This window comes from Gordonia jinhuaensis, assembly GCF_014639795.1.
In the GTDB taxonomy this organism is placed as follows: Bacteria; Actinomycetota; Actinomycetes; order Mycobacteriales; family Mycobacteriaceae; genus Gordonia_B; species Gordonia_B jinhuaensis.
Map to the genome: position 1 here is coordinate 1 of NZ_BMGC01000041.1, position 22,393 is coordinate 22,393.

Here is a 22,393-nt window from a genome sequence, read left to right on the forward strand (position 1 = left end):
CCTACAGACCATGGGGTTGATAGGCCAGAATTGGAAGCCCAGTAATGGGTGGAGGTGACTGGTACTAATCGGCCGAGGACTTACCACAACACAACCAACACTCTCCAGGTTTTGGTTGTCTCGCATCCACTATGACACTTCTGAAACAACACACGGTTTCAGAACAAACAAACAACACTGTTCGACTGTGTGGTTGTTTTATAGAGTTACGGCGGTTATAGCGGTGGGGAAACGCCCGGTCCCATCCCGAACCCGGAAGCTAAGCCTGCCAGCGCCGATGGTACTGCACTCTAATAGGTGTGGGAGAGTAGGACACCGCCGAACACAACATTCCCGGATGGGGATCCACATATCGTGGATCCCCATCCGGCATTTGTATGGTCAGGTCTTCCGGGTCGAGCTTCAGTGGCTCGGATCGGTTCGGTGTCCCCACGCGTACGACACCATGATTCCTGTCGCTCGAATATTCCATCACCCTCCGTTGAGCTAGGAGGTTGACAATGTACGCAGACTCAGACCGGATCCATCGAGGCTGCGGCCGGCAAAGTCGTAATCGACGACCACCCGCTCTCGGCCGTGACCCCGCCTCTGCCGGTTTCGGGCGGACACGCTTCGCCCGCCGACGTGCCCGGCAAACACTACTGATCGAACCAGAACACCACGCTCCATCGTGCAAACCTCCTGGCGCAGTTGGGAAACAACGATGAGCGATCGTTTGTCCCCGGCACCGTCTCGGTGACCATCTACGGCGAATGGCGAAACCGCGGAAACCACAAGGGCAATCCCGGGGATATCTCCATCGTCGACGAACTCAACGCCGCGCGCTAACCGCCCCCGACCCTCATCACCAAACCATCCGCAGGGCTACGCGCCGGCCTCACTGCATCTGCCCCTCATTGCAAGCAGCGCTTCCGTTAGAGTGACTCCCGAAATCCGCCCGTCCGGCCGGGATGGTGGGGCTGGTGCACGAGTAGGTGACATCTGATCTGGCTTGCCCTGCCGGGCGGCCTGGAAGGATGCCAGCTGTGCCCAAGCCCTATCCCCAGGAGTTCCGCGACGNAACGGGGATCCACCACCAGTGGATCCCCGTTCGGCGTTTTTCTGAACGTAGAAATGTCGGCCGCGACGAACGTACTCGCGGCCGGCGTTCGCCGTCTCGACATTCCCGTCTCGAGATCATTCGTACCGTCCCCGAGACCGGCATGAATGGTGTCGAGGCGCATGTGCGTCGCAGACGGTTGGATCACGATCTTTCCAGCGCCTACGCTGGTGATGACGACAAATACACAGCGTGACGGAGGCAGTCGGCCCCGCTCGCCGAGACGAGGGTGTGAACGAAGTGGTGGACGAACGCGGCCGCGGACAGGGACGACGTTTCCGGGCAGGCGACCCTCGTGAGCGACGAGAGTCGGACTCTCCCGGCGGGGCTGCACGCGGCGGCTCTCGTGACGGCGACACCCGGGGCAACCGCGCGCAGAGCCCTCGGGAGCAGGGTGGCTCTCGTGAGCACGGTGGTTTCCGTGGACAGGGCGGCCCGGCAGGTCGCGGTCGGCCCGACGGTGACCGTCAGAGTGGTGGACGACAGGGTGGTGATCGTCGGGCGGCAGGCGACCAGGGTCGCGACCGTCGAGACGGGCGTTCAGGAGATGGGCGCAGCGGCAGGGGGCCTCGCGGCGGCGACTTCCGTGGCGGTCCCCGAGGAGGTGACCGACAGCGCGACGATCGTCGGCCGCGCCGCGACGATCGGTCCCCGCAGGCGCGCGGCGGCGCGGACCCTCGTCCGCGTAAGCCCTTCGACCCCGATGCTCCCCGTGATCCGGCGTTGCCCGACGATGTCACGCCCCAGGAGCTCGACTCTGAGGCGCGTCGCGATCTACGTGCACTCGACAAGCAGACGGCCGATCGCGTCGCTCGCCATCTGGTGATGGTCTCGCGCCTGTTGATCGACGATCCGCAGGCGGCTCTCGACCATGCTCGCGCTGCTCGTCGTGGCGCTTCGCGGATCGCGGTCGTCCGCGAGACGGCAGGAGTCGCGGCCTACAACGCGCAGGAGTGGAGTGAAGCGCTCTCGGAACTGCGGGCGGCCCGGCGTATCTCGGGCTCCACGGCATTGTTGCCATTGATCGCCGACGCCGAGCGTGGGCTGGGTCGTCCCGAACGTGCGATCGATGTTGCTCGCAGCGAAGAGGGACGGGCACTGTCCGGCGACGAGGCCACGGAGATGCGGATCGTCGAAGCCGGCGCGCGCCTGGACCTCGGCGAGGCGGAGAAGGCGATCGTTACACTGCAGTCCGAGAATCTCGATCCCGCCCGACGCGGAACCGGTGCCGCACGGCTGTTCTACGCCTATGCCTCGGCACTGGCGGCTGCCAGCCGCCGCGATGAGGCGATCACCTGGTACATGAACGCCGCGTCTGCCGACGAGGACGACGTGACCGACGCCGAAGAGCGCCTCTCTGAACTCGCGGATCCTGACTTCGTACCTGGTGCCACCACCGACGATGTCGCCACCAATGATGCTGTCGTAGCCGATGATGAGGCCGGCGTCGCAGCCGAGGATGCGGCCGAAGTCGCAGCCGATGACGAGGCCGATGTCGCCCCCGACGATGAGCTCGACGAGTCGTCGGACGAGGTGGCGGGCGCCTCGGTCGCTGGTGCGGCACCCGCGACCGAGGCTGATGTTCCTGCCGCAGATGACGCTCCTGCCACGGACGATGGTCGTGCGGTCACGGCACACGACGGTCCGGAATCGAGCCTGTCCGCGTCCTACGATGCGTTGCTGCTCGACCTCGACGGCACCCTGTTCGCCGGTGGCACCGCGATTCCGGGAGCCCGCGAGTCGCTGTCCGAGACCTCGACCTCGGTGGTGTTCGTGACCAACAATGCGAGTCGGCGTGCCGACGAAGTGGCCGAGCACCTGACCTCATTGGGGTTCACCGCGACCGCTGAGCAGGTGGTCACCAGTGCGCAGAGTGCGGCGAAGCTACTCGCCCAGCGCTTCGACAAGGGTTCGACCGTCCTCGTGGTCGGCACCGACGGGCTGGTCGGCGAGATCACCGACGTGGGGCTCAAGCCCACCCGTTCGGCCGACGATGCACCCGTCGCCGTGGTCCAGGGTCATTCGCCTGCCACGGACTGGGCGGCGCTGTCGGAAGCGACCCTCGCCGTGCGCGCCGGTGCGCACTGGGTGGCGACCAACACCGACAAGACCCTGCCGACTGAACGTGGCCTCGTCGTGGGCAACGGGTCGATGGTTGCCGCGGTGGCCAGTGCCACCGACACCACACCCGAGGTCGCCGGCAAACCGGCCGTTCCGCTGATGCGCGATGCGATCGCACGCGCCGACTCCTCGCATCCACTGATCGTCGGTGATCGCCTCGACACCGATATCGAGGGCGCCAACGCCGTCGATCAGAACAGCCTGCTCGTGTTGACCGGTGTCAGCTCGTTGGCGCAGGCCTGCTGTGCGCCGCGCAACCAGCGCCCGACCCACGTTGCCGCGGACATGACCGCGCTCAACCGTGCGGGTACGGCCAGCCGGATCGCCGACGCCTCGGGGTGGACGGTCCGCGTCGACTCGGATGCGACTGTCCGGGTATCGGCGAAGGATGGTTCGGTCGTCGACACGCTGCCTGCCTCGATCCTGCGAGCCGCGTGGGAGGCACAGATCACCGAGCTGCCCACATTCGTCGGTGAGGACGAGACCGCGGCGTCGGCGCTGTCGGATCTCGGGTTGTCCTAAGCGAGCGGACCGCGCGTCATGACGCGTCTGTCGGGCCGGTGGGCTAGCGTTGTCAGCCGATGAACGTACCGCTTCCGGGACAGCATCTGCAGCGCTCGGTACACCCGGCCGGGGAAGAGATCGCTGCGGTCGACACCGCCGAACTCACACGTATGGTCGCCGAACTGGTCGAGCAGGTCGATGCCATCAGCGCGTCGGTCGGCGGAGAGGTCGACGCCGCGCGGCTCACGCAGCAGGCCGACCTCCTCGAACGCGCCCACGACGTGCTGACCCAGGCGTTGGAGCGTCTCGACCGTGCGTGAGCTTCTGTTCGGTCGTGTGATGTCGCCGGGGCGGTGGTCCTGACCGTGGCACCTCGAGCGCGGCTGGATGCCGAGCTGGTCCGACGCGGACTGGCCCGTTCCCGCCAGCAGGCACGCGAACTGATCGAGGCGGGCCACGTCACCGTCAACGGTTCTCCCGCAACGAAGTCCGCGACGAACGTCGCCAAGGACACTCCGATCGTCGTGCAGGAGACCGATGAGGAGAACTGGGCCTCACGCGGTGCCCACAAGCTGATCGGCGCGCTCGATGCCTTCATGCCCCAGGGGCTGACCGTCGAGGGCCGCAGGTGCCTCGACGCAGGTGCCTCCACGGGCGGATTCACCGACGTGCTGCTGGACCGGGGCGCGGCACATGTCGTCGCCGTGGACGTCGGGTACGGCCAACTGGTGTGGCGGCTGCAGACGGACCCCCGCGTGACCGTGGTCGACCGCACCAATGTGCGCCACCTGACCGGCGAGGAGATCGGCGGTACTGCCGATCTCGTGGTCGCCGACCTGTCCTTCATCTCGTTGGGGCTGGTGCTGCCGGCCTTCGCCGCATGCACACACGCCGGCAGTGATCTCGTACCGATGGTCAAACCTCAGTTCGAGGTCGGCAAGGACCGCGTCGGAGCGGGCGGCGTCGTCCGTGATCCGCAGATCCGTGCCGAGGCGGTCCTCACTGTCGCCCGCCGGGCGCGGGAACTGGGATTCGATGTTCGCGGTGCCGTCGCCAGCCCGTTGCCGGGGCCCTCGGGCAATGTTGAATACTTCTTGTGGCTGCAGAATCACGGCCGGGCCGGAACCGATGGCGCGGCGGATCCGGTGGAGGCATCCGACGACGATGTGATCGACATGATCAGGCACGCAGTCGAGGCCGGACCCGCCTGAGTGGATCCGGAGTGGACAGGGGTTGGCCTGCGGCCAGGATCAACCAGCACAGTCGCAGCAGCGTGAGAGCGCACCACAGTGAGAGCCGAGGAGGTAGGTCATCGTGGCTGATGCCGTCGCGAACACCGGGGGACGGGAGTTCCTGGTCGTCGCGAACACCGGCCGCGAGATCGTCACGACGACCCTCGACGCGATCGCCCGGCGTTGTGCCGCGGCGGGGGTGGGCTTACGTGTCGTCGAGCACGATCTGCACTCCTATCCCCACCACCCCGACGATCTGCGGCAGCATCTCGTGGATCCTGCGCGTATGCGGTCGATGGGCGCCGACGTGGAGATCACCGACGGCGACGAGGAGTCGGCTGCCGGCTGTGAGGTGGTGATCGTCCTCGGCGGCGACGGGACCTTCCTGCGTGCTGCAGAACTGGCCTACCCGGCCAACGTCCCGCTCCTGGGGATCAACCTCGGTCACATCGGATTCCTCGCCGAGGCCGAGGCCACTCACGTCGAGGCGACCATTGATGCGCTGATCGAGCGGACCTACCGCGTCGAGGAGCGGATGACGATCGACATCACCGTCACCAGGGACGGCGAGGTCCTCGGTCAGAGCTGGGCGCTCAACGAGGTGAGCGTGCAGAACGCCTCCCACCAGGGTGTGCTCGGCCTGGTCACCGAGGTCGACGGGCGGCCGGTGAGCGCCTTCGGCGCCGACGGCATCCTGGTGTCCACGCCCAGCGGGTCGACGGCCTATGCCTTCTCTGCCGGCGGCCCGATCATGTGGCCGGATCTGGAGGCCATCCTGGTGGTTCCCAGCAACGCGCACGCGTTGTTCGCCCGCCCCCTGGTCACCAGTCCTCGTTCGCAGGTCGCGGTGGAGATCGAACGCGGCGACAACGAGGCCATCAGCATCTGCGACGGCCGACGTTACATCGACACCCCCGCAGGCAGCCGGGTGGAAGTGGTGCGCGGACAGACCTCGCTGAACTGGGTCCGGATCGGCAGCGCATCCTTCACCGACCGGCTCGTGCACAAATTCGACCTGCCCGTCACCGGCTGGCGTGGAAGGCAGGGGTGAGGTGCTCGAAGAGCTGAACATCGCCGGCCTCGGCGTGATCGACCGTGCCGCAGCCGAATTCGGTCCGGGATTCACCGTGTTGACCGGTGAGACCGGGGCAGGCAAGACGATGATCTTGTCGAGCCTTCATCTGCTGTCGGGTGCGCGCGCGGACGCCGGACGGGTGCGTACCGGCGCGCAGCGCGCCACGGTCGAGGGTCGTTTTCGGCTTCCTGACCGCGATGTCGGCGACGGTGCGGACCGAGCCGACGGGGTCGCCGAGCTCCTCGACTCCACCGGCGCAGAACCCGACGAGGACGGGAGTGTCATCGCCGTACGTACCGTCGGTGCCGACGGTCGCTCGCGGGCGCACCTGGGTGGCAGGTCGGTACCGGTCGGGGTGCTGGGACGGTTCACCAGCGCGCAGCTGACCATCCACGGCCAGAACGACCAGTTGCGTCTGATCCGGGCCGAGCACCAGCGCGGTGCACTCGACCGCTTCGGCGGGACAACGATCACCTCACGTCTGGCGGCCTACCGCAGCGCCAACGCCACCTGGCGTGCCGCCGCCGACCTGTTGGCGCAGCGGCGCAGCGCATCCCGGGAACGTGCGCAGGAGCTCGACAGGTTGCGGTTCGCCCTCGACGAGATCTCGTCAGTCGACCCGCAACCGGGTGAGGACATCGAGTTGGCGGCCTCGATCCGCCGGCTCAGCGATCTCGAGTCGCTGCGGTCGGCTGCTGCCCAGGCGCATGCGCTGTTGGCCGGCGCCGACGACCTGTCCGCCGCCGACGACGTGTCGGTGGTCGACGGTCTCGGGCGTGCGCGTTCGCTGTTGGAAACCGTCGACGACGACGCCTTGTCAGGATTGGCACCACGAATTTCCGACGCACTGGGCGTGGTGACCGATCTGGCCGGTGAACTGGGCGAGTTCCTCTCGTCCCTGCCGATCGACGCGTCCGAGCTGGAGAAGCTGCTGGTGCGTCAGGCCGAGCTCAAAGCACTCGTCCGCAAGTACGCACCCGATGTCGACGGCGTGATCGCCTGGCGCGATGACGCCACGGCGCGAGTGGCCGAACTCGAGGATCCCGGTGAGTCACTGGAGAAACTCGAGGCCGACGAGTCCGCCGCACGAGATGCGGTCACCGCAGCGGCGGCCAGGCTGTCGTCGGCGCGGGTGAAGGCCGCGGCCAGGCTGTCGTCGGCGGTCAGTGCCGAACTGTCGGGATTGGCGATGGGCGATGCGTCGATCACCGTGACCGTGAGTCCCGACGTCGCCACGGCCGAGGACGCCAGAGCACTCGACATCGGTGGCACATCGTGTCGCGCCGGTGAATACGGCGTGGATCGGGTCGAGTTCGGACTGACCGCTCACCGCGGGGCAGCCCCGCTGCCGCTGGCGAAGTCGGCCTCCGGCGGCGAACTCTCGCGCGTGATGCTCGCGCTCGAGGTGGTCCTCGCCGCAGACGACACACAGACCACGATGGTGTTCGACGAGATCGACGCCGGTGTCGGCGGCCAGGCGGCCGTGCAGATCGGCAAGCGGCTCGCCGCGCTGGCCCGGCGGCATCAGGTGATCGTGGTGACCCACCTGCCGCAGGTGGCGGCATTCGCCGACCATCACCTCATGATCGGCAAACAGTCCGCCGGTCGGGCAGCTCGTGCGGCGACGAGCACGGTGACCGCACTCGACAGCGAGGAGCGCGTTGCTGAACTGGCGCGCATGCTCGCCGGGCTCGGCGACTCCGAGACCGGACGGGCGCACGCCGAGGAACTGCTGGCCACCGCCCAGTCCGAGAAAACCGACCAGTCCGAGAAGACAGCCCAGTCCGACAAGAGCTGAGCTCCCGCGCCGACCACGTCGGTTGAGCCGGCGCCCGCGACGCTGAGCCATTGTCGCGGAGCTCGGGCGCCATTGTCGCGGAGCTGAGCCATCGTCGCGACACTCGGTACATACGCGGCATCCCGTGCATTCGAGAGCTCTCCCGTCGTGCGACGGGTGTTTCTCGTGTGACAAAAGTGTCAGATGTTACGGCGCGCCTCCGTCATGTTGGTCGTCGTGCGGTCAATCATGTTCGCCATGAGGATGCCCGCATTGCTCAGCCGTAGCCCCGAGACGCTTCCCGGTCGCACAGGTATCGCCCGTGTGGACAAGAACACCAAGAAACTCCTCGGCCGCGTCGGTCCCGGAGACATCGTGGTACTCGACGAGGTCGATCTGGACCGCTCTGTCGCCGACAAACTCGTCGCCGCCGATGTCGTCGCCGTGGTCAATGCGTCGCCGTCGATCTCCGGGCGGTACCCGAATCTGGGTCCCGAGGTGCTGATCGCCTCGGGGATCCTCCTCATCGATGACGCCGGACCCGAGGTGTTCCGAAACATCAAGGACGGCAGTAAGATCCGGATAGACGACGGTGTCGTCTACCACGGTGAGCGCAAGCTCGCCGACGGTGACGAACTCGACGAGGGTCGCGTCGCGGAGATGATGATCGAAGCGAAGGCCGGGCTCGTCGATCACCTGGAGGCGTTCTCCGGCAACACGATCGAGTTCATCCGCAGCGAATCCCCGTTGCTCATCGACGGTGTCGGTGTCCCCGATGTCGATGTGCGACTTGCCAATCGGCATGTGGTGATCGTCAGCGACGGCTCCGATCACGTCGCCGATCTCAAGAACCTCAAACCGTTCATCAAGGAATATGCACCGGTCATGATCGGTGTGAACTCCGGCGCCGACACCTTGATGAAGGCGGGCTATCGTCCCGATCTCATCGTCGGCGATCCGGCGACGATGGCGTCTGCGACGCTGAAATCCGGTGCGCAGGTAGTTCTTCCGGCCGACACCGACGGCCACGCACAGGGGCTTGAGCGAATCCAGGATCTCGGAGTGGGTGCGATCACCTTCCCCGCAGCCGGTTCGGCCGCCGACCTGGCGATGCTGATCGCCGATCACCACGAGGCATCGATGATCGTCACGGTCGGCTACGCAGCCTCTCTCGACGACTTCTTCGACCGCGGTAAGCGTGAATCCACGCCCTCGACCTTCCTCACCCGGCTCAAGGCCGGTCACAAGGTTGTCGACGCGAAAGCCGTTGCCACGCTGTACCGAAGCCGTGTCTCGGGTGTGGCGATCGCATTCCTGATCCTCGCCGCTCTCGCGGCGATTGCGGTCGCGCTCATCATGAGCAACACCGGATCCGAAGCCGCCCACTGGATCGTCCTGCAGTGGGATCATGCCTACTCCTGGGCGAAAGACGTCTGGAACAGGTAGTCGTGATCTCGTTCCGCCACCACGTTTTCTCCGTCATTGCGATCTTCCTCGCGCTCGCGGTCGGTCTGGCGATCGGTGCCGGCTTCCTCGGCGACCGGTCCTCGGGCTCGAGTGATGATGCCGCAGAACTGCGTCATCGCAATGGCGAACTGACTGCACAGGTCAACTCCGCCAACAGTTTTGCCGACGCGGTCGGCGCCAGGGCGATCGCGGGCAGTCTGCGCGACTCGTCGGCGTTGATCGTCACCACTCCCACCGCATCACCGGACGACGTCGCAGCAGTCGCCACGCTGCTGAAGTCGGCGGGGGCGTCGTCAGCGGGACAGCTCACGCTGACCGACCAGTTCCTCTCCGACTCGGCGTCGGCGAAACTGGGAACCATCGTCGATCAGTCGATACCCGCCGACAAGCCGCTGCGGACCGAGCTCACCGATTCGGGTGGGCGCACCGGAGATCTCATCGGGGCGCTGCTGCTGACCAAAGATGACGCGGGCGGCGACGAGCCGTCATCGACGGCCACTGCCGGTCTGCAGGCCTTGCGCCAGGGTGGCTTCGTCGACTTCGCGGACGGTTCGTTACGTACAGCGAAATACGTCGTGGTGGTGACCGGTGGGGCGCTACCGGCCGATTCGGGTGCGCGGGGGCAGATCGTCGCCAACTGTGCCGCGGCGTTGGCCGATCGGGCCCAGGCGGGTGTGTTGTCCGGACGCAGCGGATCGGCCGACGGCCCATCGCCGGTTGCCGTGGTCCGCGCGAACCGCACGCTCGCCGAGGAGCTGTCCACGGTCGACAACCTCGAGCAGCCGTCTGGTCGGCTGACCACCGTGCTGGCACTCTCGGATCGCCCCAACGGCAAGACCGGCGCCTACGGCACCGGGCGTGGAGCGGATTCGGTGACCGTGGCCTCGTGAGCCGATGATCCCGTACGGCGATCCACGTTGCCGGGCATGCTCGTCTGGTGTGCCTGTTCGTCCGGTGTGCCTGCTCGTCTTGTGTGGTCGTACGCGCGATCTGCCCACTGGTGATTCCGCCCACCGGTGATGGGGCCTTCGCCGCATTCGCCCGCCACGCCGACCAGCCGGTAGGGGCGTGGCGGGTCGGGAGATGTTACCGTGGAGTCCCGTAGGTAAACAGGCTCGAATCGCAACATTCGAGCGCTGCTCCAGCCGAACGGGAGACGCATTGCGACCACTGCGCCACGTGCATTCAGGCACGAAGCACATCTTTGTGACCGGGGGCGTTGTCTCGTCACTCGGTAAGGGGCTCACAGCCTCGAGTCTTGGACAACTGCTCACCGCGCGCGGTCTGCGCGTGACGATGCAGAAGCTCGACCCCTATCTCAACGTCGACCCGGGAACGATGAATCCGTTCCAGCACGGTGAGGTCTTCGTGACTGAGGACGGAGCCGAGACCGATCTCGACGTCGGACACTACGAGCGCTTCCTCGACCGCAATCTCTATCAGTCGGCGAATGTGACCACCGGTCAGGTGTACTCGGCGGTCATCGCCAAGGAGCGCCGAGGGGAGTACCTCGGCGACACGGTCCAGGTGATCCCGCACATCACCGACGAGATCAAGTCGCGGATCCTCGCGATGCGCGAGGCCGACGAGGACGGCAACGAGCCCGACGTGGTCATCACCGAGATCGGCGGCACGATCGGCGACATCGAGTCCCAGCCGTTCGTCGAGGCGGCCAGGCAGATCCGCCACGAGGTGGGTCGCGACAACGTCTTCTTCCTGCACGTGTCGCTGGTTCCGTATCTGGCTCCCTCGGGCGAACTCAAGACCAAGCCGACCCAGCACTCGGTTGCGGCGTTGCGCAACATCGGTATTCAGCCCGACGCGCTGATCCTTCGCTGCGACCGGGAGGTACCCGAGCCGCTGAAGGCCAAGATCGCGCTGATGTGCGACGTGGACATCGAGGGCGTGATCTCCACACCTGATGCTCCCTCGATCTACGACATCCCCAAGGTGCTCCACCGCGAGCAGCTCGACGCCTACGTGGTGCGCAAGCTGGGCCTTCCGTTCCGCGATGTCGACTGGACCGAGTGGGGCGAGCTGCTCAACCGGGTCCACGAGCCGCGGGAGACCGTGCGTGTGGCGCTGGTGGGCAAGTACGTCGACCTTCCCGACGCCTATCTGTCGGTGACCGAGGCCATCCGTGCCGGTGGATTCGCGTCGCGGGCCCGCACCGAGATCAAGTGGGTGCAGTCCGACCTGTGCGCTACTCCCGAGGGCGCGCAGGCGCAGCTGTCGGATGTCGATGCGGTGCTGATCCCGGGCGGTTTCGGCATTCGCGGTATCGAAGGCAAGATCGGCGCGGTGACCTTCGCCCGTACCCGCGGCATCCCGCTGCTGGGTCTGTGTCTGGGCCTGCAATGCGTGGTGATCGAGGCGGCCCGTGCGGCCGGTCTGGAGGATGCCAGCTCGGCCGAGTTCGACCCCGACACCCCGCATCCGGTGATCTCCACCATGGCCGATCAGGAAGATGTGGTCGCCGGCGAGGCCGACCTCGGCGGCACGATGCGACTGGGTGCATACCCGGCCAAACTCGAGCGCGGTTCGCTCGTGGCGAATTCCTACGGGACACTCACCGTTTCCGAGCGGCACCGGCACCGCTACGAGGTCAACAACGCCTACCGCGACAAGGTCGCCACCTCGGGGCTGCGTTTCTCGGGCACCTCACCCGACGGTCACCTGGTGGAGTTCGTCGAGTACCCGAAGTCGATCCACCCCTTCCTGGTCGCCACCCAGGCGCACCCCGAACTCAAGAGTCGTCCGACCCGACCGCATCCGCTGTTCGCATCGCTGATCCAGGCCGCACTGAAATACAAGGCGGCAGAACGGCTTCCGGTGGACATCCACGGAGACGAGGTGTCTGAGGCCGAGGATCCCGACCACACGGTCGAGGCGGCCACCGGTGCTCAGGTCGACGAGCCCAGTGCTGCCGATGCCGGATCGCCGGCCCAGGGGTCCGCCGGAGCATCGGTGTGACCGAATCCGAGGCGTCCGGTCCGGCAGGATCCCACGACTTCGAGATCGCCGACTCCACCGAGATCTACACCGGCGCGATCATGGCGTTGCGTGTCGACGACGTCACCATGCCGGGCGGAACGACTGCTCGGCGTGAGGTCGTCGAACATTTCGGAGCCGTGGCCATCGCCGCGGTCGACGAGAGCGGGCGTATTGCCCTGGTGAGTCAATACCGGCATCCGCTGGGGCGTCGGCTGTTGGAGATGCCGGCCGGACTGCTCGACGGCGGCCCTGAGGAGTCGCCGATCGACGCGGCCGCGCGCGAGCTCGTCGAGGAGATGGGGTTGCATGCGGACACCTGGCAGGTGCTGGTCGACGTGGCCGCCTCGCCGGGCTTCACCGACGAGGTGGTGCGGGTGTTCCTCGCGACCGGTCTGCACGAGGTCGATCGTCCGCAGGCCCATGACGAGGAAGCCGACATGACCCTGCTGTGGATGTCCCTCGATGACGCGGTGGCCGCGGTGTTCAGCGGCGAGATCGTGAACGCGAGTTCGGTCGCGGGCATCCTCGCGGTGCGCGTCGCGCGCGCCGAGGGCACACAGCTGCGTACGCCCGAGGCGCCCTGGCGTGATCGTCCTGAGGCGTTCGACCGTCGTCGCGGTCGTTCGTGAGTGCCGAGACCGTGGCGGCCGAGCGATCGCGGAACGGTGCGAGTGTGCCGGCAGACGAGTGCGTGACGGCGCTGGACACACAGGTGCGCCGCTACCTCGACCACCTCACGGTTGAACGGGGGTCGTCGTCGAACACGTTGAGTTCCTACGCCCGGGACCTGCGCCGCTACACAGACCACCTGGCCGAGCGCGCCATCACTGATGTCGCAGCGGTCCGCGAGGCCGATGTCCGCGATCTGATGGTCACGCTGCGCCGCGGTGACGAGGAGCGCCGCCCGCTGGCAGACAGTTCGGTGGCCAGGACGATGGTCGCCGTGCGCGGGTTCCACCGTTTCGCCGCCGCCGAGGGCCTGACAGCCGACGACGTGGCCGCTGCGGTGCATCCGCCGCGCGCACCCGCGCGGTTGCCCAAGGCCTTGTCGGTCGCCGAGGTGTTGGCGATCCTCGAAGCGGCCGGCGGTGATCAACCGGGGGATACGCCGCGCTCGCTGCGCGACCGCGCGTTGGTGGAGCTGCTCTACAGCTGCGGTGCGCGCATCTCCGAGGCGGTGACCCTCGACGTCGACGACATCGACACCGAGAGCCGGTCGGTGATCGTGCACGGCAAGGGCGGCAAACAACGGATCGTGCCGGTGGGTGGTCCGGCGATCGAGGCGCTCGAGGCCTATCTGGTGCGGGGGCGACCGGCGCTGGTCGCGCGATCGAATCCGGCGCTGTTCCTCAATGTCCGCGGTGGCCGGCTCAGTCGGCAGAGCGCGTGGCAGGTGCTCGCCGACGCGGCACGGCGCGCCGGTATCGACAGTGCGGTGTCCCCGCACACGCTGCGTCACAGCTTCGCGACACATCTGCTCGACGGTGGTGCCGATGTGCGTGTGGTGCAGGAGCTGCTCGGGCATGCCTCGGTGACGACGACGCAGGTCTACACGCTGGTGACCGTCGGCAGCATGCGCGAGGTGTACGCCACGACCCATCCGCGTGCCCGATGAATCACTTCCGCACTCGAGACGAGTCGCAATTGCCGCTGGATTTCGGTGGTCAGCCGGCTGCCGACGAGCGGTCTGCGTACGGCTCCGACAGCGGCGACACCGCCCGAGATGCGGGGTCCACGGATTCTCCGGACGCCTCGATTACGCTGAATCGCATCGCTGGGGTGGAGTCCGATCCCTGGGGCGGTGTGGAGAGGAGTCGAGACGACGTGAATCACTTTGCTCCGCGCCCGTTCCAGCCCTTCCGTCCGACCACCGCGTCGGCGACCCCGCCGCCCGAGACCGCTGATCAGCCGTCCGAGCAGGTGATCGGGTCGCACACGATCCTCACCGACGACTCCGACGCCGGGGGTGAACAGGGGGCCGCTGCCGAGGTGCGCGGCGAATCCAACGGTGCATCTGTCGAGAGCGCGCCGGAATCTCCCGCCGACGCCTCGACCGCTGACACGCCTGACGCTGACACGCCTGCTGCCGGTACCGACTCTGCAGAGTCGACACCCTCGCGGCAGACGGCGTTCACGATGTCGCCGCCTGCAGCGCGTCATGACGAGACCGACGAGGCGAGTGAGGACGAGATCGGCCCGACGGGGCGTCCTCGGCGACCGGTTCCCGATCCGGCGCCGCTGGATCGACACGGCCCCGCGACGGTGATCGCCGTCTGCAATCAGAAGGGCGGTGTCGGCAAGACCACGTCGACGATCAATCTCGGTGCGGCGCTGGCCGAATGCGGACGGCGTGTACTGCTGGTGGATCTCGATCCACAGGGTGCGTTGTCGGCGGGTCTCGGCGTGGCACACCAGGATCTCGATCTGACGATCTACAACGCGTTGGTGCCGCCGCCGGTCTCGGTCGACGAGATCCTGATGCGTACACGCGTGGACGGACTCGATCTGCTGCCGTCGAACATCGACCTGTCGGCTGCCGAGATCCAGCTGGTCACCGAGGTGGGGCGCGAGCAGACCCTGGCGCGCGCACTGCACCCGGTGCTCGATCGCTACGACTACGTGCTGATCGACTGCCAGCCCTCGCTGGGACTTCTCACCGTCAACGCGCTGGCCTGCGCCGACACGGTGCTCATCCCGATGGAGTGTGAGTACTTCAGCCTGCGCGGTCTGGCATTGCTGACCGACACCGTGGACAAGGTCCGCGACCGCCTCAATCCGCGACTGACCCTCGGCGGGATCCTGGTGACGATGTTCGACGCACGCACGCTGCACTCACGCGAGGTCATGGCCCGCGTTGTCGAGGTGTTCGGCGACAAGGTCTACGACACGGTCATCAACCGGACTGTGCGTTTCCCCGAGACGAGCGTCGCCGGCGAGCCGATCACCTCGTGGGCGCCCAAATCTGCCGGTGCCGCGGCCTATCGATCGCTGGCCCGCGAGGTGATCTATCGCAACACCCGCGTCGCATGACAGCGGGCCCGCCGATCACGGTGCAGATGCCCTCCGATGACACCGACGCCGCGGACGCGGGCGGGGGGTCGGCGGCCGAACCGGAGCCGGGCACGGCCTCTGGCTCCGCGGCCCCTGAACTCGCGACCCCTGGGCTCGCGGACTCCGGACTCGCGGCGGACGAACAGGGTGCGGCGACCGACGCGACCGGTTTCCGGGTCAGCCTGACCAATTTCGAGGGGCCGTTCGACCTGTTGCTCGAACTCATCACCAAGCGCCGGCTCGATGTCACAGAGGTGGCTCTGCACGCGGTCACCGACGAGTTCATCGCCTACACCAAGGCGCTCGGCGCCGAGGTCGACCTGGATCAGACCACGCAGTTCCTGGTGGTGGCCGCGACGCTGCTCGACCTCAAGGCGGCGCGGCTGTTGCCGTCCGGTGAAGTGGAGGATCCGGAGGATCTCGCGCTGCTGGAAGCGCGTGATCTGCTGTTCGCGAGGTTGTTGCAGTACCGCGCCTACAAGCAGGTGGCCGCCCTCTTCTCAGAGCTGGAATCGGCTGCGCTGCAACGCTATCCGCGTGCGGTCTCGCTCGAGGAACGCTTCACGGCCCTGCTGCCGGAGGTCACGCTCGGGGTCGGGCCGGCCGCATTCGCCGAGATCGCCGCCGCCGCGATGACACCTCGCCCGACACCGACGGTGGGACTGGGTCATCTCCACATCCCCAAAGTGTCGGTGCCCGAGCAGGCCGCCCGCATCGCCGACCTCCTCGTGGCGCACGGCGCCGGGCAGTGGATGGGGTTCGGGGAGCTGGTGATCGAGTGCGAGTCCGGACTGCAGGTGGTCGCGCGATTCCTGGCGTTGCTGGAGTTGTTCCGCGAGCGGGCGATCACCTTCGACCAGACCGAGGCGCTGGGCGAACTTCGGGTGATGTGGACCGGCGAACGTCCTCGCGCGGAGGTCGCGGCGGGCGCAACAGGCGAGGACGAATACGAGTGATCAGCGAGAACGAGACGAGCAGCGGAGACGAGCCAGTGGGGCTCGACGGAATGCACGAGCCCGGTGACCGTGATGAGCCGGCCGATCGCGATGAGCCGGCCGATCGTGATGAGCCCGCCGACTTCGACGAGACTGATGACCTCGATGACGACGAACTGCGGTCAGCGCTCGAGGCGATCTTGCTGGTGATCGACACTCCGGCGCCGACCGAGGCGCTGGCCAATGCGGTGCAGGCTGATCTCGATCGGGTGACCGCAGCATGCGAGGCGATCCGCGATGAGCTGACCGCACGTCGAAGCGGTATGGATCTGCGGTTCAGCGGCGAGGGCTGGCGGCTCTACACCCGTACCGACTACGCGCCCTACGTGGAACGACTGCTGCTCGACGGGGCCCGGTCGAAGCTGACACGTGCCGCGCTGGAGACGTTGGCCGTGATCGCCTATCGGCAGCCGGTCACCCGTACCCGGGTCAGTGCCGTGCGCGGGGTCAACGTCGACGGGGTGATGCGCACCCTGGTGGCGCGAGGTCTGATCACCGAGGTCGGAACCGATGCGACCACCGGCGGCACCACCTACGCCACCACCGAATTGTTCCTCGAACGGCTGGGATTGTCGTCACTCGAGGAATTACCCGACCTCGCGCCGTTGTTGCCTGATGTTGACGTGATCGACGACCTCGGGGAGGAACTCGCGGCAGACCCGCGATTCGCCAAACTGACCGCCGACGCGTCAAACTCGACAGAGCTCGATCTCGGTACCTCCGACGAGTAGCCGAGTAGCCGAGCAGCTCCACCCGCACACGAACACAGGACACAGATATGGCATCCGCTAGCCGAGACGGCAGACCGGACAAGAAGGGCCGCAAGGCCGGCTCTTCGGGTCAGGCACGTACCTCCGGACAACCCGCCCGCAACCCCGGTCAGACCCCCAGCACCAAGAAGCAGCACCGTAAGGGTGCCTCTCCCGAGTCGGCACGTGGTGCGGGCACCCGCGGTGGCTCGGCCACACGCGGCACGCGGCGCTCGACGCCCGACGTGCAGTCGGGCAAGGTCCGCCTCAACAACGCGCGCCCGGCGCGACATCAGAACGCCAAGATCGACGCCGACGGCGCCGGATACGACCCCGAGGGCGTCCGTCTGCAGAAGCTTCTCGCTCAGGCGGGCGTGGCCTCGCGTCGCGGCGCCGAAGAACTCATCGCCGCAGGCCGGGTGGATGTCAACGGCGAGATCGTCACCGAGCAGGGCATGCGCGTGGATCCCGACTCGGTGGTCATCCGCGTCGACGGAGCCCGCGTCATCATCGACGAGAGCCTGCAGTACCTCGCACTCAACAAGCCCAAGGGCTGGCAGTCGACCATGGCCGACGACCAGGGACGCCCATGCGTCGGGGACATCGTCGCCGAGCGTGTGATGGCTGGGCAGCGGTTGTTCCACGTCGGACGCCTGGACGCCGACACCGAAGGCCTGCTGCTGCTGACCAACGACGGTGAGCTCGCACACCGCCTGATGCACCCCTCCTTCGAAGTACCCAAGACCTACCTGGCCACCGTGCGCGGCGAAGTCGCGCGCGGTCTGGGTCGCACGCTGCGCGAAGGCGTCGAACTCGACGACGGGCCGGTGACCGTCGACCGGTTCACGATCATGGAGTCCCAGAACGGACAGTCACTGGTCCGGCTGACCCTGCACGAGGGTCGCAAGCGCGTCGTGCGCCGGCTCATGGATGAGGTGGGCCATCCGGTGATCCGCCTGGTACGCACTCAGGTGGGGGCGGTACATCTGGGCGAACAACGCCCCGGCAGCTTGCGCGTCCTCGGCAACGACGAGGTCGGTGCGCTCTACAAGGCGGTGGGGATGTGAGCACGAGCAGCCTCGGTTCCGGCGATGTGAGTGTCCGCGCCGACACCGACATCCGGGACTTCTCTCGTGTGGTCACCATCGACGGACCCGCCGGCACCGGCAAGTCCAGCGTCTCCCGGCAACTCGCCCGACGTCTCGACGGCGACTACCTCGACACCGGTGCGATGTACCGCACGGCCACACTCGCCGTCCTGCGCGCAGGTGTGTCACCCGATGACGCCCAGGCAGTCGAATCGGTGGTCGCTTCCGTCGAGATCGACGTGTGTACCGACAACGACGGACAGACCGTCGCGATGCTCGACGGTGAGGACGTGAGTGCCGAGATCCGCGAAAACGACGTCACACGGTCGGTGTCGGCGGTCTCGGCGGTCGGCGCGGTGCGCGACAAGCTCGTCGCGCGGCAACGTGAACTCGCCGCCGGACATCTGATCGTCGCCGAGGGCCGCGACGTGGGCACCGTGGTGTTCCCCGGGGCTGCCGCGAAGATCTATCTGACCGCCACACCTGCCGCCCGCGCCCAGCGACGCCACCGTCAGGATCAGCGCGCCGGCCGCGACAGCGATTACGCAACCGTGCTCGCCGATGTCGAACGCCGTGATCATCTCGATTCCACGCGCGCGATCTCGCCGCTGCGCCCGGCCGAGGATGCGGTCACCGTCGACACCAGCGACATGACCATCGACGAGGTGATCGATCGACTCGAATCCCTCGTCCGCAAACGAATTGGAGTGGCCTCGTGAGTGGCGAAGCCGAACTGACAGCACAACCCGGAGACGGCGTCTGGTCGGACGAATCCGACTGGAATGTCGAGGGTTTCGAGGATGTTGACGGTGACACCGGCGGCGTCGCGATGCCGGTGGTTGCCATCGTCGGGCGGCCCAACGTCGGCAAGTCGTCGCTGGTCAACCGCATCCTCGGACGACGTGAAGCCGTGGTCGAGGACGTGCCCGGCGTGACCCGGGATCGCGTGTCCTACACCGCGAACTGGGCTGGGCGTGGGTTCATCCTGCAGGACACCGGCGGGTGGGAGCCCGACGCCAAGGGAATGGCGCAGTCCATCGCCCGCCAGGCAGAACACGCGATGCGTACCGCCGACGCAGTGGTGCTCGTCGTCGACGGAGTGGTCGGCGCCACCGCAACCGATGAGGCCGTGGCGCGGGTATTACGTCGGTCGAAGACGCCGGTGCTGTTGGCTGCCAACAAGATCGACGACGAACGGATGGAAGCTGAGGCGGCATCGCTGTGGTCGCTGGGCCTCGGTGAACCCCGACCGGTGTCGGCGACTCACGGTCGCGGATCGGGTGATCTGCTCGACGCGATCCTCGAAGCGCTGCCCGAGACCCCGCGCGAGCGTGAGGCCACCGGTGGCCCGCGTCGTGTGGCACTGGTCGGTAAGCCGAATGTCGGCAAGTCCTCGCTGATGAACAAGCTCACCGGCGGTGAGCGTGCCGTGGTCGACAATGTCGCCGGAACCACCGTCGACCCCATCGACGAACTGGTCGAACTCGGCGGTCGCACATGGCAGTTCGTGGACACCGCCGGTCTGCGTAAGCGCGTGAACACCGCCAGCGGCCACGAGTACTACGCGTCGCTGCGCACCCGCTCGGCTATCGAGGCCGCCGAGGTGGTCGTGCTCCTCATCGACGCCTCCGAACCCATCACCGAACAGGATCAGCGAGTGCTGTCGATGGTGATCGACGCCGGACGCGCCCTCGTGATCGCCTTCAACAAATGGGATCTCGTTGACGAGGATCGTCGGTACACCCTCGACAAGGAGATCGACCGCGAGCTCTCGCGGGTGCCGTGGGCGCGGCGGGTCAACATCTCCGCGAAGACCGGGCGTTCGGTGCAGAAGCTGGTGCCCGCACTCGACGAGGCGCTGGCCTCGTGGGACAAGCGCATCACCACCGGGCAGTTGAACAACTGGCTCAAGGAGATCATCGCCGCCACGCCACCGCCGTTGCGCGGTGGGCGCCAGCCCCGGGTGATGTTCGCGACGCAGGCCGCCACCCGGCCGCCCACCTTCGTGTTCTTCACCACCGGCTTCCTGGAGGCCGGATACCGGCGGTTCCTGGAGCGAAAACTGCGTGAGCAGTTCAACTTCGACGGGTCGCCGGTGCGCGTGAACGTACGCGTGCGGGACAAGCGGGAGCGGCGCAAGTAGCGATGGATACGGTGGGACGATGCGTCCCACCGACATCGACCGAATCGTAACCGTCTCCGACCTCACCAGTCGTGGTGATCTGACCCTGGTCGCGGTGACCAGGCCCGATCTCGACACCGACAGCTGTGTCAGCCGGATCGAGAAGGTTCTCGCCGACGGCCCCGCTGAGCCGTTCACCTTCGGCCCGCATGACACCGCACCGGCGATCTCGCCCGACGGCAGGTGGGTGGCCTTCCTGCGCGCTGGTCAGGACGCACCCGCGCAGATCGCCCTCATCGCCACCGGTGGTGGAGATGCCCGTGTGCTCACCGACCTGCCGCTCGGTGCAGGGGCGCCGGTCTGGTCGCCGGATTCGCGCGCGCTGGCATTCGCGGCGCGGCGTCCCACGCCGGGCCGCAACGGTGTGCCCGACGAATCGGGAAAGGTTCGATCCGCGGGTGAGGAGGCGCCGCGCGTCATCGACCGCCTCGACTATCGGATCGACAACGTCGGATTCCTGCGCGAACGGATCCGTCAGATCGGCGTGATCGAGCTCGCCGCGGAGCAGGGGAGTCCAGGCACGCGGTCGGATGCCGAGGTCCGCTGGCTGACGGATGCGCAGGCCGACGTGGAGAAGCCGGTGTGGACCGACGGCGGTGCGGCGCTGGTGTTCTCGGCTCCGCGTGACCTGGGTCGCGAAGAGACGTTGGCTTCGGATCTGTGGCTGGTCGCCGCCGATGGTTCGGCACCGCCGCGGCTGTTGGTGCGCAGCGCCGGTGACGCCGGGTATCCGGTCATCGACGCGGGTCGGGTCTACTACCTCGGACACGACCAGTCACGCGGTGTGGTCGCCGGGTCGATATCGCTGTGGGTCGCCGAGCCGGACTGGTCGGGCGAGGGCGTGGTCGAAGGCGTCGCCCTCACCGATGAGGCGAGCGTCGACCTCGCCGGGATCACTCCGGTGCTCACCGATGCCGGTGTCGTGGTGGGTGTGCTCACTCGGGGGAGGGTCGAGCTTCGCGCGGTGCCGGTTCCCGCAAGTGGTCGTGTGGGGCTGGCGGATCTGGTCGAGCTGCTCGGTGGCGATGTGGTGGTCGGCGATGTTGTGGTCGATGACGGCGTGGTGTGGGCGGCCGCGGCCACACCCGACTCTGCGGGTGCGGTGATCCGGATCGCGGGTGGCGATGTGACACGCACCGCGGATTGGTCTGCGCCGCTGCGGGATTCGGTGCTGTGCCGGGTGGAAGAGCTCGAAGGTGTGGGACCGCAGGGATATCCCGTGCACGGGTGGCTGGTGCTACCCGAGGGTGACGGGCCGCATCCGGTGCTGCATGTGGTCCACGGCGGACCGCACGCGCAGCAGGACGTCGCCTTCTTCGACGAGGCGCAGGTGTACGCCTCGGCCGGTTTCGCGGTGATTCTCGGCAATCCGCGCGGCTCGGCCGGGTACGGCGACGCGCATGGCCGTGCGATCGTCGGTGCACTGGGCACTCACGACGTCGAGGACGTTCTCGCGTTGTTGGATGTCGCGCTGCAGCGCGACGACCTCGATGCGTCGCGGGTGGGGATCATGGGTGGTTCCTACGGCGGGTTCATGACCAGTTGGCTTGCCTCACATCACGGAGAGCGGTTCGTCGCCGCGTGGAGTGAGCGTGCCGTCAACGCCTGGGATTCGTTTCTCGGCAGCTCCGACATCGGCTACTACTTCGCCGAGGGGTACGCCGGCAGCGATCCTGCCGAGCTGCGTGCGCGCAGCCCGCTCTACTACGCCTGGGACGTGCGCATTCCGTTCACCGTCGCCCACTCGGAAGAAGATTGGCGCTGCCCGCTGGAACAAGGGCAACGGATGTTCGTGGCGTTGCGCAAGGCCGGCGTCGACACCCAGTTCGTGCTGTTCCCCGGCGAGGGGCACGAGCTGTCCCGATCCGGTCGCCCGACGCATCGGGTCGCCCGGTTCGACCTGATTCTCGACTGGTGGACGCGCCATCTGGCGAGCTGAGCGGTAGCCGGATGGCAAAAATCATCCCCGTGAGCGCCGCCGAGGGAACATTGCCCTCCGCGTCCACCACGGGGACGATTTTTGCCACGCTGCGCGGTGGACCTGCCCGGCGTCGGTTCG

Annotated in this window: 18 protein-coding genes and 2 rRNA genes; all 20 read left to right on the plus strand. The window is 67.2% G+C overall.

Going from position 1 to position 22,393, the window contains the following annotated elements; all coding sequences use genetic code 11:
* Positions 1 to 88: ribosomal RNA gene (locus tag IEW22_RS17550) — 23S ribosomal RNA — on the plus strand; the annotation flags it as partial.
* A 119-nt stretch (positions 89 to 207) separates the two neighbouring features.
* A 5S ribosomal RNA gene (rrf, locus tag IEW22_RS17555) occupies positions 208 to 324 on the plus strand.
* A 366-nt stretch (positions 325 to 690) separates the two neighbouring features.
* The gene (locus IEW22_RS17560; protein WP_188588338.1) at positions 691 to 828 is read left to right on the plus strand and encodes a hypothetical protein; all 138 of its coding nucleotides are present in this window, start codon (positions 691 to 693) and stop codon (positions 826 to 828) included.
* 502 nt (positions 829 to 1,330) lie between these two features.
* On the plus strand, positions 1,331 to 3,742 hold the full coding sequence (locus tag IEW22_RS17565; protein WP_308421418.1) for an HAD-IIA family hydrolase: 2,412 nt from the start codon (positions 1,331 to 1,333) through the stop codon (positions 3,740 to 3,742).
* Positions 3,743 to 3,801: 59 nt separating this feature from the next.
* The gene (locus IEW22_RS17570; RefSeq protein WP_188588340.1) at positions 3,802 to 4,044 is read left to right on the plus strand and encodes a hypothetical protein; all 243 of its coding nucleotides are present in this window, start codon (positions 3,802 to 3,804) and stop codon (positions 4,042 to 4,044) included.
* A 45-nt stretch (positions 4,045 to 4,089) separates the two neighbouring features.
* Positions 4,090 to 4,935, plus strand: coding sequence for a TlyA family RNA methyltransferase (locus tag IEW22_RS17575; protein ID WP_188588342.1), 846 nt, complete (start codon positions 4,090 to 4,092; stop codon positions 4,933 to 4,935).
* Positions 4,936 to 5,038: 103 nt separating this feature from the next.
* The gene (locus IEW22_RS17580) at positions 5,039 to 6,007 is read left to right on the plus strand and encodes an NAD kinase (protein ID WP_373284237.1); all 969 of its coding nucleotides are present in this window, start codon (positions 5,039 to 5,041) and stop codon (positions 6,005 to 6,007) included.
* 1 nt (position 6,008) lies between these two features.
* Positions 6,009 to 7,829 (plus strand): DNA repair protein RecN, encoded by a 1,821-nt coding sequence (gene recN / locus IEW22_RS17585; RefSeq protein WP_188588344.1) that lies wholly within the window; start codon positions 6,009 to 6,011, stop codon positions 7,827 to 7,829.
* A 237-nt stretch (positions 7,830 to 8,066) separates the two neighbouring features.
* On the plus strand, positions 8,067 to 9,254 hold the full coding sequence (gene steA / locus IEW22_RS17590) for a putative cytokinetic ring protein SteA (protein WP_188588346.1): 1,188 nt from the start codon (positions 8,067 to 8,069) through the stop codon (positions 9,252 to 9,254).
* Positions 9,255 to 9,256: 2 nt separating this feature from the next.
* Complete coding sequence (locus IEW22_RS17595) at positions 9,257 to 10,165, plus strand: copper transporter (RefSeq protein ID WP_188588348.1); 909 nt, start codon at positions 9,257 to 9,259, stop codon at positions 10,163 to 10,165.
* A 271-nt stretch (positions 10,166 to 10,436) separates the two neighbouring features.
* Positions 10,437 to 12,248, plus strand: a complete 1,812-nt coding sequence (locus IEW22_RS17600) for a CTP synthase (RefSeq protein ID WP_229742862.1) — start codon at positions 10,437 to 10,439, stop codon at positions 12,246 to 12,248.
* A gap of 80 nt (positions 12,249 to 12,328) precedes the next feature.
* Positions 12,329 to 12,898, plus strand: a complete 570-nt coding sequence (locus IEW22_RS17605) for an NUDIX domain-containing protein (protein WP_188588383.1) — start codon at positions 12,329 to 12,331, stop codon at positions 12,896 to 12,898.
* Between the two features lie 44 nt (positions 12,899 to 12,942).
* Positions 12,943 to 13,884, plus strand: a complete 942-nt coding sequence (gene xerD / locus IEW22_RS17610) for a site-specific tyrosine recombinase XerD (RefSeq protein WP_188588352.1) — start codon at positions 12,943 to 12,945, stop codon at positions 13,882 to 13,884.
* Between the two features lie 521 nt (positions 13,885 to 14,405).
* The gene (locus IEW22_RS17615) at positions 14,406 to 15,299 is read left to right on the plus strand and encodes a ParA family protein (RefSeq protein ID WP_229742865.1); all 894 of its coding nucleotides are present in this window, start codon (positions 14,406 to 14,408) and stop codon (positions 15,297 to 15,299) included.
* Positions 15,296 to 16,276, plus strand: coding sequence for a segregation and condensation protein A (locus IEW22_RS17620; RefSeq protein WP_229742863.1), 981 nt, complete (start codon positions 15,296 to 15,298; stop codon positions 16,274 to 16,276). Before IEW22_RS17615 ends, IEW22_RS17620 begins: the two co-directional genes overlap by 4 nt.
* 50 nt (positions 16,277 to 16,326) lie before the next feature.
* Positions 16,327 to 17,046 carry an SMC-Scp complex subunit ScpB gene (gene scpB, locus IEW22_RS17625; RefSeq protein WP_188588388.1) on the plus strand — a complete coding sequence of 240 codons (720 nt, stop codon included), beginning with the start codon at positions 16,327 to 16,329 and terminating at the stop codon, positions 17,044 to 17,046.
* Positions 17,047 to 17,093: 47 nt separating this feature from the next.
* A complete protein-coding gene (locus IEW22_RS17630; protein WP_188588354.1) occupies positions 17,094 to 18,131 on the plus strand; it encodes a pseudouridine synthase in 1,038 nt (345 codons plus the stop codon).
* 50 nt (positions 18,132 to 18,181) lie between these two features.
* A complete protein-coding gene (cmk, locus tag IEW22_RS17635) occupies positions 18,182 to 18,871 on the plus strand; it encodes a (d)CMP kinase (RefSeq protein WP_188588390.1) in 690 nt (229 codons plus the stop codon).
* The gene (gene der, locus IEW22_RS17640; RefSeq protein ID WP_188588356.1) at positions 18,868 to 20,295 is read left to right on the plus strand and encodes a ribosome biogenesis GTPase Der; all 1,428 of its coding nucleotides are present in this window, start codon (positions 18,868 to 18,870) and stop codon (positions 20,293 to 20,295) included. The genes cmk and der overlap by 4 nt, the downstream gene beginning before the upstream one ends.
* 19 nt (positions 20,296 to 20,314) lie before the next feature.
* Positions 20,315 to 22,273, plus strand: coding sequence for a S9 family peptidase (locus tag IEW22_RS17645; protein ID WP_188588358.1), 1,959 nt, complete (start codon positions 20,315 to 20,317; stop codon positions 22,271 to 22,273).
* Positions 22,274 to 22,393: the final 120 nt, after the last annotated feature.